The organism is Sphingopyxis sp. MWB1, assembly GCF_000763945.1.
Taxonomy (GTDB): Bacteria; Pseudomonadota; Alphaproteobacteria; order Sphingomonadales; family Sphingomonadaceae; genus Sphingopyxis.
The window spans coordinates 194,269-211,423 of sequence record NZ_JQFJ01000002.1; the positions used below are offsets into that span (position 1 = coordinate 194,269).

The 17,155-nt window shown below is 60.0% G+C and carries 14 protein-coding genes; 5 read left to right on the plus strand and 9 right to left on the minus strand.

Annotation, left to right across the window (positions count from 1 at the left end; translation table 11 throughout):
• Positions 1 to 47 precede the first annotated feature (47 nt).
• The gene (locus JV18_RS0101730; protein ID WP_052072012.1) at positions 48 to 1,424 is read left to right on the plus strand and encodes an OprO/OprP family phosphate-selective porin; all 1,377 of its coding nucleotides are present in this window, start codon (positions 48 to 50) and stop codon (positions 1,422 to 1,424) included.
• 107 nt (positions 1,425 to 1,531) lie between these two features.
• Here the strand turns inward: JV18_RS0101730 and phoB are convergent, their stop codons facing one another.
• The 6 genes from phoB to JV18_RS0101760 form a co-directional block, all read right to left on the minus strand.
• Positions 1,532 to 2,221, minus strand: coding sequence for a phosphate regulon transcriptional regulator PhoB (gene phoB / locus JV18_RS0101735; protein WP_033073174.1), 690 nt, complete (start codon positions 2,219 to 2,221; stop codon positions 1,532 to 1,534).
• Positions 2,221 to 2,943 carry a phosphate signaling complex protein PhoU gene (gene phoU / locus JV18_RS0101740; RefSeq protein WP_033073175.1) on the minus strand — a complete coding sequence of 241 codons (723 nt, stop codon included), beginning with the start codon at positions 2,941 to 2,943 and terminating at the stop codon, positions 2,221 to 2,223. The genes phoB and phoU overlap by 1 nt, the downstream gene beginning before the upstream one ends.
• Before the next feature lie 54 nt (positions 2,944 to 2,997).
• The gene (pstB, locus tag JV18_RS0101745; RefSeq protein ID WP_443027757.1) at positions 2,998 to 3,780 is read right to left on the minus strand and encodes a phosphate ABC transporter ATP-binding protein PstB; all 783 of its coding nucleotides are present in this window, start codon (positions 3,778 to 3,780) and stop codon (positions 2,998 to 3,000) included.
• 16 nt (positions 3,781 to 3,796) lie between these two features.
• The gene (pstA, locus tag JV18_RS0101750) at positions 3,797 to 5,053 is read right to left on the minus strand and encodes a phosphate ABC transporter permease PstA (RefSeq protein ID WP_033073177.1); all 1,257 of its coding nucleotides are present in this window, start codon (positions 5,051 to 5,053) and stop codon (positions 3,797 to 3,799) included.
• Positions 5,046 to 6,422, minus strand: coding sequence for a phosphate ABC transporter permease subunit PstC (gene pstC / locus JV18_RS0101755; protein ID WP_033073178.1), 1,377 nt, complete (start codon positions 6,420 to 6,422; stop codon positions 5,046 to 5,048). The genes pstA and pstC overlap by 8 nt, the downstream gene beginning before the upstream one ends.
• Before the next feature lie 254 nt (positions 6,423 to 6,676).
• Positions 6,677 to 7,726 carry a substrate-binding domain-containing protein gene (locus tag JV18_RS0101760; RefSeq protein ID WP_033073179.1) on the minus strand — a complete coding sequence of 350 codons (1,050 nt, stop codon included), beginning with the start codon at positions 7,724 to 7,726 and terminating at the stop codon, positions 6,677 to 6,679.
• A 328-nt stretch (positions 7,727 to 8,054) separates the two neighbouring features.
• On the opposite strand from JV18_RS0101760, the gene JV18_RS14550 reads away from it, so the two are divergent.
• The 3 genes from JV18_RS14550 (at position 8,055) to JV18_RS15130 (ending at position 10,290) form a co-directional block, all read left to right on the plus strand.
• Positions 8,055 to 8,516, plus strand: coding sequence for a hypothetical protein (locus JV18_RS14550; protein WP_052071675.1), 462 nt, complete (start codon positions 8,055 to 8,057; stop codon positions 8,514 to 8,516).
• A 9-nt stretch (positions 8,517 to 8,525) separates the two neighbouring features.
• On the plus strand, positions 8,526 to 9,914 hold the full coding sequence (locus tag JV18_RS0101770; protein WP_081944646.1) for an HD domain-containing protein: 1,389 nt from the start codon (positions 8,526 to 8,528) through the stop codon (positions 9,912 to 9,914).
• A gap of 127 nt (positions 9,915 to 10,041) precedes the next feature.
• Positions 10,042 to 10,290, plus strand: coding sequence for a hypothetical protein (locus JV18_RS15130; protein WP_144243841.1), 249 nt, complete (start codon positions 10,042 to 10,044; stop codon positions 10,288 to 10,290).
• 971 nt (positions 10,291 to 11,261) lie between these two features.
• Here JV18_RS15130 and uvrA read toward each other — a convergent pair.
• Together uvrA and JV18_RS0101780 are read right to left on the minus strand one after the other, a co-directional pair.
• Positions 11,262 to 14,153 carry an excinuclease ABC subunit UvrA gene (uvrA, locus tag JV18_RS0101775; RefSeq protein WP_033073181.1) on the minus strand — a complete coding sequence of 964 codons (2,892 nt, stop codon included), beginning with the start codon at positions 14,151 to 14,153 and terminating at the stop codon, positions 11,262 to 11,264.
• 81 nt (positions 14,154 to 14,234) lie between these two features.
• Positions 14,235 to 15,764 carry a BCCT family transporter gene (locus JV18_RS0101780; RefSeq protein WP_033073182.1) on the minus strand — a complete coding sequence of 510 codons (1,530 nt, stop codon included), beginning with the start codon at positions 15,762 to 15,764 and terminating at the stop codon, positions 14,235 to 14,237.
• A gap of 124 nt (positions 15,765 to 15,888) precedes the next feature.
• On the opposite strand from JV18_RS0101780, the gene JV18_RS0101785 reads away from it, so the two are divergent.
• Entirely contained in the window at positions 15,889 to 16,308 is a 420-nt protein-coding gene (locus JV18_RS0101785; RefSeq protein ID WP_033073183.1) for a hypothetical protein, read from the plus strand.
• 26 nt (positions 16,309 to 16,334) lie between these two features.
• Here JV18_RS0101785 and JV18_RS15135 read toward each other — a convergent pair whose 3' ends face one another.
• Complete coding sequence (locus JV18_RS15135) at positions 16,335 to 16,961, minus strand: hypothetical protein (protein WP_144243842.1); 627 nt, start codon at positions 16,959 to 16,961, stop codon at positions 16,335 to 16,337.
• Positions 16,962 to 17,155: the final 194 nt, after the last annotated feature.

Sequence of the window (17,155 nt, forward strand, 5' to 3'; positions counted from 1 at the left end):
TAATGGCGACCGCGAAATGTCACCAATCCGCAATGGAGCGATTGTTCATGCGCCTCTTTCTGACTGCCGCCCTGATGGGCACCACTTCGCTTTGCCTGTCTTCCCCGGCGTTCGCCCAGCCGATGAGCGCAGAGGAGGCCGAGGCGCTGCGGGGCGAACTTGCCGCGCTGAAGGCGCAGGTCGCGGCGCTGGAGGAGCGGCTCGATCGGGCGGCCGATCGGCCTGCGCCTGTCGCATCCGTTGGCATGGCGCCCGCTTCCACCCCTTCTGCCGTCGCACCCGCCGCGCAGGCGCGTCCTGCTACCGAGATCGGCTGGAAAGGCGCGCCTGAGTTGAAAAGCGACAGCGGCTGGAGCTTCAAGCCGCGCGGCCGCATCCTGATCGATGCCGGACATGTCAGCGCGCCGGAGGGGATCAGCGACCCCGCGCTCGGCTTTTCCAACGAGATCCGCCGCGCGCGCTTGGGCGTCGAAGGAACGATGCCCGGCGGCTTCGGCTATAAGCTGGAGGCTGATTTTGCCGAAGGCGACGCCGAACTGACCGACGCCCATCTGACCTACAAACATGGTCCGTTCAAAATCACCGTGGGCCAGCATAACAATTTCCAGGGCCTCGAAGAATTGTCGAGCAGCAACGACACCAGCTTTATCGAGCGCGCGGCCTTCACCGACGCCTTTGGTTTCGAACGCCGCATCGGCGTGTCCGGCGAATATGGCCGGGGCGATATTCTGGTTCAGGCGGGGGTCTTTACCGATAATGCCAGCGATCTTGGCGACAGCGGAAACTCGTCGGTCAGCCTCGACGGGCGTCTGGTCTATGCGCCCAAGCTGGGCGAGACCCAGCTGCATTTCGGCACCTCGGCCCATTGGCGCAATCTGGGCGATACGGTCACCTCGGTTCGCTATCGCCAGCGCCCGCTGGTGCACAGCGCCGATATCCGCTTTATCTCCACCCCCAGCATCGGCGCCAAGGGCGAACGCGGGCTGGGGGCAGAGGCGGCCTTTATCCGCGGGCGCTTCCACGGCGCGGCAGAGGCTTTCTGGCAGACGGTCGAACGCCCTGGACAGGCGGACCCCACTTTCTTTGGCGGCGCCATTGAGGCGGGTCTTTTCCTTACCGACGATAGGCGCGGTTATCGCGACGGCATGTTCAAGGGCGTGAAGGTCAAGAACCCCGTCGGCAGCGGCGGGCTTGGCGCATGGCAGGTCAATTTGCGCTATGATCGGCTCGATCTCGACGATGCCGGCATCGATGGCGGCAAGCAAAATGGCTATATGGCCTCGCTGATCTGGACGCCGATCGATTATCTGCGTTTCATGATTAACTATGCGCGGCTCGACTATCGCGGCGCGGTTATTCCGGCGGGAACCGATCGTAACTATGGCGTCGATGTGGTTGGGATGCGCGGACAGATTGTCTTCTGATCGCCATTCGCAAAGCATAAAAAACGGCGCGGCTCTGCGGGGTCCGCGCCGTTTTTTATGAAGGGGCGGCAGGGAGTTTGCCGCCCGGAGCTTTGACCCTAAATGCTCTACCCCGCATCGAGCGCATAGCCCGCCGAGCGCACCGTGCGGATAATATCGCTGGTGCCGGGCAGGTTGATCGCCTTTCGCAGGCGGCGGATATGGACGTCGACCGTGCGAAGCTCGATATCGCTGTCCTGGCCCCACACGCTGTCGAGCAATTGCCCGCGTGAAAAGACGCGGCCCGGATGCTCCATGAAATGGCGCAGCAGGCGAAATTCGGTCGGCCCCATATTCACAATCTGCCCCGCGCGCACGACCTTGTGCGCCACTGAATCGAGCTCGATATCGGCATAGCTCAGCATTTCGCCCGCAAGCGCAGGGCGCAAGCGGCGGAGCACCGCCGACACGCGCGCTACCAGCTCGCGCGGGCTGAAGGGTTTGGTGACATAATCGTCGGCGCCGGTTTCCAGCCCGCGAATGCGATCCTCTTCCTCGCCGCGCGCGGTGAGCATGATGATCGGCACATTCGCCGATTTGGGATTGCGGCGCAGGCGGCGGCACACTTCGATGCCGGGCAGGCTTTCGATCATCCAGTCGAGCAGGACGATGTCGGGCACCCGTTCTTCGACCAGGACCAGCGCCTGTTCGCCATCGGGGGTCTGACGGACCGAGAAACCTTCGCGCGCGAAATGCCAGACGATGAGCTCGGCAATCGCCTCATCATCCTCGATCAGCAACAGGTCGGGCTGGGGCATCAGCCTTGCTCCTTCTCCGCGGTCGCCGCTTCCTCGGGGGTTTCGCCGCGCTCGCGCTCCTCCATCCGCTCGCCGGTGACGACATAATAGACCATCTCGGCGATGTTGGTCGCATGGTCGCCCATGCGTTCCAGATTCTTGGCGACGAACAGCAGATGCGCGCATTCCGAAATCAGCTTCGGATTTTCCATCATGAAGGTGACGAGCGTGCGAAAAATGCTGTTGTAGAAATCATCGACATTCTTGTCGCGGACCGTCACGCTGACGGCGAGTTCGGCATCGCGCGCGGCAAAGCTGTCGAGCGCGTCATGGACCAGTTCGACGACGAGGCTCGACATTGACATCAGCACCGGGATCGCCTCGATCGACCGGGTCTGGTCCATCAGCGCAACGCGCTTGGCGATATTCTTGGCATAATCGCCGATGCGCTCGACGACCGACACGATTTTCAGCGCGGCGATCATTTCGCGCAGATCGTCGGCCATCGGGGCGCGCAGCGCGATGGTCTGGACGGCAAGCTGTTCGACTTCGGCTTCCAGCGCGTCGATCTTCTTGTCGTCGCGCACGACCTGGCTTGCCAGTTCCTGATCGCCCTTGCTCAGCGCGGTCATCGCCTGCAGCAGCGCCTGTTCGGCACGGCCGCCCATTTCGCTGATCAAACCGCGCAGGCGATTGAGATCCTCGTCGAAAGCCTTGACCGTATGATCGTTCGTAACTGCCATTGCTTTGTCCTTTAAAGTCCGTTCCAACCCCGTTCGCGGAGAGGAGGGGCCATATTACCCATAGCGGCCGGTGATATAATCCTTGGTCCGTTCCGCCTTGGGATTGGTGAAAATATCGGTCGTCTTGCCATATTCGACCAAGGTGCCGAGGTGGAAAAAGGCGGTGCGCTGCGATACGCGCGCGGCCTGCTGCATATTGTGGGTAACGATCACAATCGCATATTTGCCGCGCAGTTCGTGGATCAATTCCTCGATCTTCGCGGTCGCAATCGGATCGAGCGCCGAACAGGGCTCGTCCATCAAAATCACTTCGGGATCGACCGCGATGGCGCGCGCAATGCACAGGCGCTGCTGCTGGCCGCCCGACAGCGCCGTTCCGCTTTCGCCCAGCCGGTCCTTCACCTCTTCCCACAATCCCGCGCGGGTCAGCGCGCGTTCGACGACCCCGTCGAGATCGCCCTTGTTCGGCGCCAGCCCGTGGATGCGCGGGCCATAAGCGACATTGTCATAGATGGATTTGGGAAAGGGATTGGGTTTCTGGAACACCATCCCGACGCGCGCGCGCAATTGCACCACGTCCATCGAGGGGGCGTAAATATCCTCGCCGTCCAGTTCGATCTTTCCTTCGACCCGCGCGCTGGCAACCGTATCGTTCATCCGGTTGAGCGAGCGCAGAAAGGTCGACTTGCCGCAGCCCGACGGGCCGATGAAGGCGGTGACGAGATCGGTTCCGACGTCGATCGAAACATCCTTGATCGCCTGTTTTTCGCCGTAGAAGACATTGACCCCCTGGGCCCGCATCTTGGGATCGGCGATGTGCAGTTCATCTTGGGTCATAGTCATATCGTCAGCTTCACCAGCGTTTTTCAAATTTGTTGCGAAGATAGATGGCCAGCGCGTTCATCGACAGCAGCACGACGAGCAGCACGATGATCGCGGCCGAGGTTTTCTCGACAAAGCCGCGGTCAACCTCGTCCGACCAGAGGAAAATCTGCATCGGCAGCACGGTCGAGGGCGAGCAGAGCCCGCCCGGAACGTCACCGATAAAGGCGCGCATCCCGACGAGCAGCAGCGGCGCGGTTTCACCCAGCGCGCGCGCCATGCCGATGATCGTCCCCGTCAAAATGCCGGGCAGGGCGAGGGGGAGGACATGGTGGAACACCACCTGCACCGGGCTTGCGCCAACCCCCAGCGCCGCGTCGCGGATCGAGGGCGGCACCGCCTTGATCGCATTGCGGCTGGCAATCACGATCACCGGCATCGTCATCAGCGCCAGCGTCAGCCCGCCGACCAGCGGGCTTGCCTGACAAATGCCGAACCAGTTGATGAACACCGCGAGCGCGAGCAGGCCAAAGATGATCGAGGGCACGGCAGCCAGATTGTTGATCGACACTTCAATCAGGTCGGTCCAGCGGTTCTTCGGCGCATATTCTTCCAGATAAAGCGCCGCGAGTACGCCGGTGGGAAAGGCGATGAGAAAGGCGATGAGGATCGTCAGCACCGATCCTTTCAGCGCGCCCCAGATGCCCGCGACGGCGGGATCGGTGGCATCGGCATTTTTGAAGAAGGGCCAGTGAATGCCCGTCGACAATTTGCCGTCCTTTTCCAGCGCCGCGACCTTCTGCCCCAGCGCGCCCTTGGCGCCTTCCTTGGCGGCAATATCGACGCGGCTCGACGCGGGCAGTTCAAAGACCGTCTCGCCCTTCAGCAAGTCGGGGTCCGCCTTGATCGCGCTGCGTACTTCCTTCCACGCATTTTCGCTGATCAGCGCCGACCCGTCCGCGCCCAGCGCCTCGTCGGCGGCAAAGGCGACAATGTCGGCCAGCCCCGCATTGGCGATCATCTGGTCGGCGTCGGGATCGTCGAGCCGGTCGGCATCGATGGTCAGCGGCATGGCCGCAAAGTCGATCGGCACGGCAACATGCGTATAGGTAAAGCCGCGCGCGCCATTGCCGACCATGACGAACAGCAGAAAGGCAAGGAAGGCGCCCGACAGCAGCACCGCGCCCAGCCCCATCAGCTTGAAGCGGCGTTCGGCGGCATAGCGGCGGGCGATCCGCGCCTGCATTGCGCTCGCCTTCCAGTCGGTGGGGGCGGTTTCGCTATTCATAAGCTTCCCGATATTTTTTGACGATCCGCAGCGCGACGATGTTGAGCAGCAGCGTGACGAGGAACAGCACGAGGCCGAGCGCAAAGGCGGCAAGCGTCTTGGCGCTGTCAAATTCCTGGTCGCCGGTCAGCAGCTTGACGATCTGCGCGGTCACCGTGGTGACGCTGGCGAAGGGATTGGCGGTAAGATTGGCAGACAGACCCGCAGCCATGACGACGATCATCGTCTCGCCAATCGCGCGGCTGACGGCGAGCAAAATGCCCCCCATCACCCCCGGCAGCGCGGCGGGGATCAGCACCTGGCGGATCGTCTCGTTCGGCGTTGCGCCCAGCGCCAGCGACCCGTCGCGCATCGATTGCGGCACCGCATTGATGCTGTCGTCGGCCATCGAGGAGACAAAGGGGATGATCATCACCCCCATGACGATACCCGCCGCCAGCGCGCTTTCGGTCGAGGCATTGGGGATGCCGATCATCACCGCAAATTCGCGCATCGCCGGCGCGACGGTCAGCGCCGCGAAATAACCGTAAACAACCGTCGGGATCCCGGCGAGAATCTCCAGGCACGGCTTTACCCATTTACGCACCGTCGGCGCGGCATATTGGGTGAGATAAACCGCGGTCATCATGCCGATGGGAATGGCGACGATCATCGCGATGATCGCCCCGATCAGCACCGTGCCCCAGAAAAGCGGAATGCCGCCAAAGGTGCCCGCGACCGCCGCGCCGCTTTGCGGGTTCCAATGCGTCCCGAACAACAGCTCCAGCGGCGAGACCAGCTGAAAGAAGCGGATCGATTCGAACAACAGCGACAGGACAATGCCAAAGGTGGTGAGGATCGCGACCAGCGACGCCAGCAACAGCAATCCCATCACGATCCGCTCGACCCGGCTGCGCGCGCGGAAATCGGGCTTGATCCGGGTAAAGGCATAAAGCCCGCCCGCCAGCGCCAGCGCCAGCATCGCCGCCATGCCGATCATGCCATAATGGCGCATCGCCTGGGCATAGGGTTTGACCAGCGGCGCGGCGCCCGCCATCCGCACCATATCCTGCTTGCCCTGCGCGACGGAGCGCGCATCGGCCAGCATGGCGGAGCGTTCAAAGCCAAAGGCGGGAAGCTGCTGCGCCGCCTCGCTCTCCAGCACGCTGTTGGTGATCAGCGCGGGCGACACGCTGGTCCATATGGCAAGGAAAATCGCGGCAGGGGCAAACAGCCACAGCGCGACATACCAGCCATGATATTGGGGGCGGGAATGCAGCTTGGTCTGCGCGCGGCCAGCCAGCAGGGCGGAACGCGCCCGACCGGCAAGCCATCCGATCAGGCCCAGCCCGGCGACCAGCAGCAAAAGAGCGGCGGGATTGAAAGTCACATGGTCCTCGTCATGGCGCCCTGTCAAAGCGGGGGCACGTGGCAGTTTGATGACTCGGCGTCATAATTCAACAGCCGTCATTGCGAACCCGGCGCAGCCGGGCGAAGCAATCTCCAGTCATCGGCCTTGCACAAGGCGTCCGGGCTGTGGATTGCCGCGTCTCCCGGCATTCGCCGGGCTCCTCGCAATGACGCACGCGGAAAAATCACAAGGCAGACCGGGCAGGCCTTCACCCACCCGGCCATTCGCCCTGATTACTTCAGCTCCGAACCGCTCAGCGGCGTCATATTCTTCGCATTGGCCGCGGCCTTAGCGGCCACATCCTTGGGCGCGGTGATCAGGCCCTTGTCGGCCAGATAGCCGCCCTCGGCGCCGCCCTTCAGAAACTCTGCGACATATTCGGCAATGCCGGGGATCACGCCGACATGCGCTTTCTTCACATAGATGAACAGCGGGCGCGAACCGGGATAGCTGCCATCGGCAATCGCGTCATAGGTCGGCGCAACGCCCTGGATCGGCACAGCCTTGATCTTGTTCTTGTTCGCATCAAGATAGGAAAAGCCGAAAATGCCAAGGCTGGTCGGATTCTTGTCGAGCTTGGAGATGATCAGATTGTCATTCTCGCCCTGCTCGACGTAAAAGGGCGCACCGCGCAGCCCCGTGCAGACCGCTTCATGCTTGTCCTTGTCGCTGTCTTTCAGCGCCTTCATCTCGGGATTGGCGTCGCACCCGGCGGCCAGGATCAATTCCTTGAACGCATCATAGGTGCCGCTGGTGGAGGGCGGGCCAAAGACGGAGATCGACACGGCGGGAAGCGCGGGGTTCACGTCCTTCCACGTCTTGGCGGTGTTGGGCTTGCCATAGGGATTGGCAGCCAGCGCCTTGTACACATCTTCTTCCGACAGCTCAAAGCCGGGGCCGCGCTGCGCTTCGCCCAGCGCAATGCCGTCGATGCCGACCTGAATTTCGACCACATCGGTCACGCCATTGGCCTGACAAGTGTCGAATTCCTTCTTCTTCATCCGGCGCGAGGCGTTGATGATGTCGGGCGTGTCGCCGCCGACGCCCTGGCAAAAGCGTTCAAAGCCGCCGCCAGTGCCGGTGCTGTCGATCTTGGGCGTCTTGTTCCCCGTCGCTTCGGCGAATTTCTCGCCGACCGCGGTGGCAAAGGGATAGACGGTGGAGGAGCCGACCGCGCTGATATAATCCCGCGCGGCGCCGCCCTGCGACGCCTGGTCCTGGCACGCCGAAAGCGCCAGCGCAGAAGAGGCGGCGAGGGCGGCAAGAGCGAATTTCTTGACCATGAAACTATCCTGTCGGGGGCCGTGACCAAAACAAGCCGCCCCCCCTGTCCGGCGACTCGCTGAGGGCCATTTGGGCGTTTTGTGTGACGTGTTTGTGACAGCGAGTGTCATGGAAGTGTCATGATTTCAATTAGCGCAGCATTGTGTTTGACTTGGCCTGCAAAGCTCGTCTCGTTGATAGTTTAGTGTGAGGTGAGCACATACAATTACCTATTTGTCGATTGTTTGTGGAATCTGCTTCCATTTAGGTGCTAGACATGTAGGGGATAATTCGATAGCGCCCGAATGGGAACATAAAGAGAACATTTGGCTTGTAGAGGGAGCGCACATGGACAATCGAGCGGTAGCGCTGAAGCTGATTTTGGACAGGCTGGAGATAGGCGACATCTCCACAGTTGATCAGCGGATGGAGGTTCAGAAAGCCGTTTACCTGGCACAGGCGGCTGGAGTCCCCTTGGGGTATACATATGGCTGGTACATTAAGGGGCCATACTCTCCATCGTTAACCAGAGATTATTATAGCCTGCTGGGAGAAGGGGTTCCTCATGGGACTACTCTTCGGGAGGCTGCGGCTGCGCGGGTCGATGAAATTGGCCAGCTTATGGAGGTGCCTATTGGTTCCCTAGATCGCCCGAAGCGATTAGAACTTTTAGCTTCGTTGCACTATTTGGTGAAGGCGTCCGGGTTATCGCGTGCAAGTGCGAAGAAACGGATCGCAACTGTGAAGCCGCATTTGCTTGACAATGTGGATGCTGGATTCAATGTGCTTGAAGGAAAAAATCTGCTGTAGAGGCGCTCGGTGTCCTTCAATCACAAGTCGATTACAGATCCGTTGTATGGCTATGTTGGACTCAGCGAAGCTGAAGCGGATATAGTCTCGTCTCCAATTTTTCAGCGTCTCCACAATGTACGGCAGCTTGGGTTGGTGCATCTTGTATTTCCAAGCGCTAGCTATTCTCGTTTTTCTCATTCCGTAGGGGCCTGCCACAATGCAGGACGCATCATTGATGCGATAAGAGAAAACTCCACCGTCAGAATTCCTGATAGTCGAAAGCAGCTTTATAGGCTTGCTGCGTTGTTGCACGATATCGGGCACTACCCTTTGTCGCATGCCACAGAGCATGCTATAACGTCTCATTATGTGGGGGAATCGATTCTTGATATGGGGGGGCTTTCACCTTCCAATTCAGGAAATGGAAAAGTGGGCCTCTCTCATGAAAAAGTAGGCCAGATAATTATCGAGAACGATCCTGATTTATCTAAGATTTTTGAAAAACACGGTATAAATAAGAAGAAACTTTTGGGGATATTTTCGAAGAAAGACCCCGATGCTCTATTTGGAATTATAAGTTCTGATCTAGACTGTGATAGGTTGGATTATTTGCCTCGGTCAGCTCATACGAGCGGTGTTCCTTATGGCGCTACGGATGTTGATTTTATTATAAGCAAGGCTACAGTCGACAAGGACGGAATTCTTTGTTTTGAGGCTAAGGCGGCGACGGCAATTGATCATTTTCTGGTTAGTCGGTTTTACGATTATATGCAGGTCGTTTTCCATAAAACGGTTATGGGGCTCGAATGGAGTCTGAATTTCTGTGTAACTCAACTACTAGAGCGACAAGAAATAGAAATTTCTGCCGAGGATGTGCAAAGACTCGTTGAAAGGCGCGAGTGGGCCAACTTTGACGACAGCCACATCTTTTCCAAATTTAAAAAACTTTCGGAATCATTAAATAATCATGCGGGAACGCAGGTCGTTTGTGATCACTTGAGAGCGATACTCTATAGGGCTCCTCCAAAGCTGGTCTATGAATGGGAGGCGCTTTTAAATAAGGATGATGAGCAAGTTAAACTACGATCAAAACTGATACATTCTAAGACAGATGAAATAGCTAGGGCCTTGTCATTGGACCCACAGCGTTTTCATATCGTCGGGAGAAATCCGTTTCCTTTTTCGAGTGATTTTTCGAAGCCCGCCAAAGAGTTAACATATGGCGAGCAAGCTAGGTCTGTGAGTATTCTTGAAAAGGGAAAGAAGAAGTCGGTGCTGCTCTCTGAAAGAAATGAATGCTTAATTGGTAGTATGTCTGGAATAAGAAATTACGCGATCAAGGTTCTGTATCTTCCTCGTGAGGGAGAGAGTAAGGAAATACGCGATAAGATTCGTAAGATGTTTTCTGAAATTTAGCGATTTCTTGTACTGTTGATGATCCTCGTCACCGGTCAGGTGTTTCCATCCCCGAAAATCACGATATCAGTTGGCGTCCGGATGACGGTGCATGATAGGCTTCCCACTCTTCTGATCATGTCGGGGGATGACTTGTGCGCTGTCGCCACAGCTGCTGGTGATGCGCGTGTTCGCCGCAGAGGATATATTCGCGTCGTTTAGACAGGATTGCCTCACGCAAAGGCGCGAAGAGCTGGCTTTCCCACGCTCGCGCCCCGCGCACATCGAGCGGCATCCAAAAGTCGCCGGACTTTGTCCGGCGATTGTCGAAACAGAGCCGTCGCTGGGCAACTCGTCGCTCACCCCGAAAGGCGGCCATCTTTGTGTCTTTGTGTGAGACACCCCGCCCGCAGCACACAGAGCGTCGCCAGCGACCAACAACCAATATCTTCGCGCCTTCGCGTCTTCGCGTGAAACAAAAGGAAACGGACGTCGCGCGGTCAACCGCGCCCCCGGGTCAAACCGCACTGGGGTGGGCATCCTCGCTCCCATCCCGCTTGCGGGGAGAGACTGGGCGAACCCAATTTCGTCATGCCGGACTTGATCCGGCATCCATGTGGCGCGGCGCTGCCGACCCCCGCTTCCATCCCGGCGCGGCACAAAGCGCCACCGCCGACGCGCGGGCGCTCCGCTACAGGCCGGACCCCATCGCCGCTAGCGCACGAAGGGCAGGAATAGGCGCTGTCCTACATGCTGCCGCTATGCCAAGCCTTGATCCGGCTCTTTCTATCGACGGACATTCTGGCGCAGCCATTCAGGGAGCGCCGCCCAAGGCGCGCGCCTCTCGCGCGCAGCCATCGCGGGAAAAAGCGCCACGGACACTAGTGTCACAAGGCTGAACTTTACTGAACTTTGAACCCGCGCCGCGCGAAAAACGGTGGAATTACGAGCGAAAAACGGGGCCCCAACGCCGTTCGTGTCGAACCCATCGACGGCCGGGGCAGGTGCTCAGGATAAACGTCGCCCACTAGGCCGAAGCCAAGGCCCGCCCCGGGGCCGTGCGTCACCGATGGGCATCTCGACTTCGCTCGATGCGAACGGGTTGGCAGGGTTGGGGCCGCCCCATTTTGTCAGGCCGCACCCTTCGACAGGCGCAGAACAGGCTTGATCCGGCAACGATTGCGCGGCGCCGCTGGACCCCGGGTCGAGCCCGGGGTGACGAGAGGGAGGGGGAGGCGCCTTGTCCCCGCCCGCAAGCGGGAGGGGCAGCGAGACTTGCGAACCCTGTTCGCTAGTCGCAGCGGGGTGGGCCTTCGCGCCGCCGCTGGCGCATCCCGCCGCTCGGGCAGGCAAAAGCGAGGAAAATCATTACGACAATAATGGCTTCAAATACTGCCCGGTAAAGCTGCGCTTTTCCTTCACCACCTCTTCGGGCGTCCCCGCCGCGACGATTTCGCCGCCCTTCACCCCGCCTTCGGGGCCAAGGTCGAGGATATAATCGGCGGTCTTGATGACATCGAGGTTATGCTCGATCACCACGACGCTGTTGCCCTGATCGACCAGCGCCTGCAGCACCTCCAGCAATTTGCGCACATCCTCGAAATGCAGCCCCGTCGTCGGCTCGTCGAGGATATAGAGCGTCTGTCCGGTCGAGCGGCGCGACAATTCCTTGGCGAGCTTCACCCGCTGCGCCTCGCCCCCCGACAGCGTCGTCGCCTGTTGCCCGACCTTGATATAGCCCAGGCCCACACGGCACAGCATCGCCATCTTGTCGCGGATCGCGGGGACCGCCTTGAAAAACTCCGCCGCATCCTCGACCGTCATGTCGAGCACGTCGGCGATGCTCATCCCCTTGAACTTCACCTCCAGCGTTTCGCGGTTGTATCGTTTGCCGTGGCACGTCTCGCACGTCACATAAACGTCGGGCAGGAAGTGCATCTCGATCTTGATCAGGCCGTCGCCGGTGCACGTCTCGCAGCGCCCGCCCTTGACGTTGAAGCTGAAACGCCCGGGCTTGTACCCGCGCGCCTGCGCCTCGGGTAGCCCGGCGAACCAGTCGCGGATCACGGTGAAGGCGCCGGTATAAGTGGCGGGGTTCGACCGCGGGGTGCGGCCGATCGGCGACTGGTCGATGTCGATCACCTTGTCGCAATGTTCCAGCCCCGACAGGCTGTCGTGCGGCCCCGCGACCATCCGCGCGCCGTTCAATGTGCGCGCCGCGGCGGCGTAAAGCGTGTCGATGATCAGGCTCGACTTGCCCGACCCCGACAGGCCGGTGACGCAGGTAAAGGTGCCGAGCGGGATCTTCGCGGTGACATTGTTGAGGTTGTTCGCGCGCGCACCCGTCAGCACCAGGTCGAACCCGTTGCCGGGGCGGCGGTGCGCGGGCACCTCGATCTTCTTCGCGCCGGTCAGATAGGCGGCGGTCAGGCTCTTCTTGCTCTTGAGCAGCGTCTTGAGCGGCCCTTCGGCAACAATCTCGCCGCCATGCACCCCGGCGCCGGGGCCCATGTCGACGACATAATCGGCGCTGCGGATCGCATCCTCGTCATGCTCGACGACGATCACCGTATTGCCAAGGTCGCGCAGCCGCCGCAGCGTCGCGAGCAGCCGGTCATTGTCGCGCTGGTGCAGCCCGATGCTCGGCTCGTCGAGTACATAGAGCACGCCCGAAAGGCCGCTGCCGATCTGGCTCGCGAGGCGGATGCGCTGGCTTTCGCCGCCCGACAGCGTGCCACTGGTGCGGTTGAGGTTGAGGTAATCGAGCCCGACATTGTTGAGGAAGCCGAGCCGCTCGTTGATCTCTTTCAGGATCGCCTTGGCAATCTGCCGCTGCTGCTCGTTCAGCTTCTCCTCAAGCGTGCCGAACCAGTGGAGCGCGTCGGCGACCGAGCGCCGCGCCGACTGGCTGATGTCCTCGCCCGCGATTTTAACCGCGAGCGGTTCGGGGCGCAGCCGCGCGCCATGACATGTCTCGCACGGCTGCGCGGTCTGATATTTGCCGAGCTCCTCGCGCATCCACGCGCTCTCGGTCTGGAGCATCCGGCGGTTCAAATTGCCGATCACCCCTTCGAACGCCTTGTGCGTCGTATAGCTACGCCGCCCGTCCTTGAAGGTCAGCTCGACGGGCATGCCGCCGCTGCCGAACAGGATGATCTGCTGCACCCCGCCGGGCAGGTCCTGCCACGGGGTGTCGAGTGCGAAATCATAGGCTTTGGCCAGGCTTTCGAGCACTTGCATATAATAAGGCGAGGGCGGGTTCGATTTCGCCCACGGCACCACCGCGCCCTTTTTCAGGCTCAGCGCATGGTTGGGGACGACCAGCTCGGGATCGAACTCCAGCCGCTCGCCAAGCCCGTCGCACGCGGGGCACGCGCCCTGCGGTGCGTTGAAGCTGAACAGCCGCGGCTCGATCTCGGCAATCGTGAAGCCGCTGACGGGGCAGGCGAATTTTTCGGAGAAGATGATGCGGTTCGCGGGGATGCCGGCGCCTCTCATCGCGCCGCCGGTATCTTCTTCTGCGCGTCCCGGCACGACGCCGTCGGCCAAGTCTACATAGGCCAGCCCCTCGGCGAGCTTCAGCGCCGTCTCGAAACTGTCGGCGAGCCGCGTCTCGATCCCCTCGCGCACCGCGATGCGGTCGACCACCACCTCGATGTCATGCTTGTACTTCTTGTCGAGCGCGGGCGCGTCCTCGATCTCGTAAAATTCGCCGTCGATACGGACGCGGGTAAAGCCTTCCTTCTGCCACTGCGCCAGTTCCTTTTTATACTCGCCCTTGCGCCCGCGCACGACGGGGGCGAGAAGGTAGGCGCGCGTGCCTTCGGGCAGCTCCATCACGCGGTCGACCATCTGGCTCACCGTCTGCGCGCTGATCGGCTCGCCCGTCGCGGGCGAATAGGGAACGCCGACGCGCGCCCACAAGAGGCGCATATAGTCATAGATTTCGGTGACGGTCGCGACGGTCGAGCGCGGGTTGCGGCTCGTCGTCTTCTGCTCGATGCTGATCGCGGGCGACAGGCCGTCGATATGCTCGACGTCGGGCTTTTGCATCATCTCCAGGAACTGGCGCGCATAGGCCGACAGGCTCTCGACATAGCGCCGCTGGCCTTCGGCATAGATGGTGTCGAACGCCAGGCTCGACTTGCCGCTGCCCGACAGGCCGGTGATGACGATCAAGCTGTCGCGCGGCAGATCGACGTCGACGCCCTTCAGATTATGCTCGCGCGCGCCGCGCACCGAAATATGGGTCAGACTCATGGGAGGGGCTTGTTCCAGATTTGTTCTATGCGCGCAAGGGGCACGGTGCGATGGACGAAAGGAGGATATAGGAAGGGTAGTTTAACCCCGCAATCGGGGAAGACTATGCGGACGAAAAGCCATTAATGCCAGCGAGGCGCCTGCCCCCAAAACGACGAACAATGCGGGAAATCCGCCGAGAACCGACATCATGCGAATCCCATCCAATCCTGATGCCGCGACCAACACTACGGCGACCAGCCCCACGACCACGCCCCAGGCCAGTTTTACGTGCAGCGGTGCTTCGGGCGATTCTGGCGTAATGCCATGCGTGGATAGCGCGCTCATAGCCGAGACATTGCTATCGGCGGCTGTCACATAGGAAAGAAAGATCGCCAGGATGAGCATTGCAAGAACGAAACCGCCTCCGCCGAGCTGACTGAAAAGGCTGTAAAGAAGCGGATCGGGGCCTGCCCGGACAAGCGTGTCATAAAGGGTGCCATGCAGGGACTGATCCAATGTAATCGTCGTTCCTGCAATAATCGTCATCCAGAGCGCACCGAAAAGGGCGGGAAAGAGCAGATTAAACAGGATGAAACTGCGAACGCTGTAACCGACCGCCAACCGTCCGAGGAACAAAGCCGTAATCGGCGCCCAAGCAAACCAGTTCGCCCAGTTGAAAATGGTCCATTGGCGGTGCCAGTTCAGGTTGACGTCAGTTCCAAAACTGCGCGGGATGAATGTTACGATATAGTTTTTGGCTCCCGCAAGGCCTAGGCTCGGCAATGCGCTGGCTACGCCGCTGAACAGAACGAACAGCAAAATGGCGAAGAAAAGCCAGATGTTGAGAAGCGACAATCGCGCGATTCCGCGGCGAAGGCCAAAAACTGCTGAGAGGATAAAGATCAAAACCAAGGCTCCCGCAATAGTAGCGCGCAGCCACTCGCCACCGCGAAAAACGAAAAGCCCCTCAATTCCTCCTGCAAGAGCGAGCACGCCGGCACCTAGTGAGGCTGACATCCCCGCTACCAGGGCGAAAAGGCAGACGATATCTATCCCGCTGCCGACCACCCCATGTGCCCGGCGCCCGATCAGCGGCACGAAAAGCGAGGAGATTCTGAACGGCTCGCGTTGATTATAATAGAGGAGGGCGAAAGCGAGGGCGGCCACGGTGTAAATTGCATAGGGCGTGAAGGTCCAATGCAGAAACATGGTCGACATAGCGAAAGCCGCAGCGCCCTCGCTGCCCGGTGTCAATCCCAACAGGGGAGGAGGGGCGTTCAAGTGAAATAGGGGTTCAGCAACGCCCCAAAACAGGATTCCTGTGGCAACGGTCGTGCACAGCGTCACGGCAAACCAGCGCCAGCGTCCCAAAAGAGGCGTGGCCTGCGCCCCTCCGATGACCGTACCCCCAAAGGGGGAGATCGCTATGACCGCTAGCAATGGGAGAAAGGCAAATCCTGCCAAGGCAAAGAGTCGGCCGAAATGAAGGAGTATCCAGTCATTGATATCAGTCTCAACCTGCAAGAAGAGACTGTTCCGCCACAGGCTGAAACCTATGGAAATGACCAGTATTGCCAGCGGAATGAAGAAAACCGGACGATTTACAGAATGTGCATTGGGGCTTGGCAAATTTCCGCCCTTCGGTCAAAGGAGGGAAGCATGACGGAGACTGTTCATGCGGTCAAACGGGCGGGAACATTTTTCCCGAACCGGGCGTTCGCTCCGTGCAGGAGCCTTTAAAGGAGACAGTCTGGTGAACAGATTCTATTTGCCGTTCGTTGCAATCGGCGCCGCGCTCGTCGCGACGCCGACACTGGCGGTCAATCCTGCGCAGTCATCGTCGGTCGCAGTCGACGCGAGCGTAGATCGCACCACGGCTGAAGAACGCGCCAATACCGCGCGTTTGAACGCTGAACAGGCGGCTCGGGCCAAGACTGATAATATTGTTTACGAGCAAGAGGTTTCCGCGGCTACGCAGCAAGTTGCGCATGACGAAGCGGAGTTTGTGGATGAGACTGCGGCTTATGAAGCCGAAAAGGCCCGCATTGCAGCGGAGGCGGCGGCGGAGCGGTTGCAATGGGAAGCTGATGTGGCCGCCTGCAAAGCTGGCGACCGGAACCGGTGCGCGAAAGTGGAAGTGCGGCCAGCCGGTGTACCTCAAAACGATCAATAATTCGGCGCTTCGCTATGGGTGATAAGCTATTGGGATGGGTCGCCGGGCTGAGGTTCGGTTTGGTCCTTGAGCGGCGAGGGAGCCGCCGATTTGCGCGGGGGTGAGAGCAGGTTGTTGTTCTTTTCTCTTGCTCCCGGCACACTTTGAGCATTGGGGCGTTCTAACGGCTGAGTTCCCAGAGAGTGGCTTTCGGGTAACAGATCCCGAGGAGATGGACTCAAAGAGGCTGAGGCTTCGGAAGAAAATGCCCTTGCCGAAAAACTGCCGCCATATTGGTAATCGCCTTCTTGTGCGTCGATAGGCGCTGGCTTGTTCATCTCGCCTGTATGGGAATCGTTTAACTCTACGGGCGCATAGGGATAGGCATAGCCATACTCGGTACGGCGATCGCGGAGTTTGGCCCCTACTCCAAAACTGTCCGGGCAGAATATACAATCAGGTTGTGCCACCGGATCCGCTGTGGCGGCATCCGGATTTGCGCTGAGGCTGGCAAATGGCTGCTGCTCCGGGCCCACCACACGGAGCCGGTCCCCTGCGATCATTTTGCCCAGAAGCGTGCCCATCAAGGTTGCGCCCATCACCAGCCACACCCACAACATAAGGCGTCGCGACCTAGGTCGACGAGTCGAATAGCGGCGGTTCGGCTCTTTCATCCCCGATGATGATCATGTGCGGACCTTCATTTCAACCCCCCGCCCTGCCATTTCGCCCGTTGGTCGACCCACAAATGCCATTCGTCCGCCAATCGACAGAGCAGCGGAACCGGTCGAAGCGTGCGTGAGGGCATCTGAAATCATGGGCATAAGGGTCTTGCGAGACAGAATGTCGCGGTCTCCCCGGTCCGGGT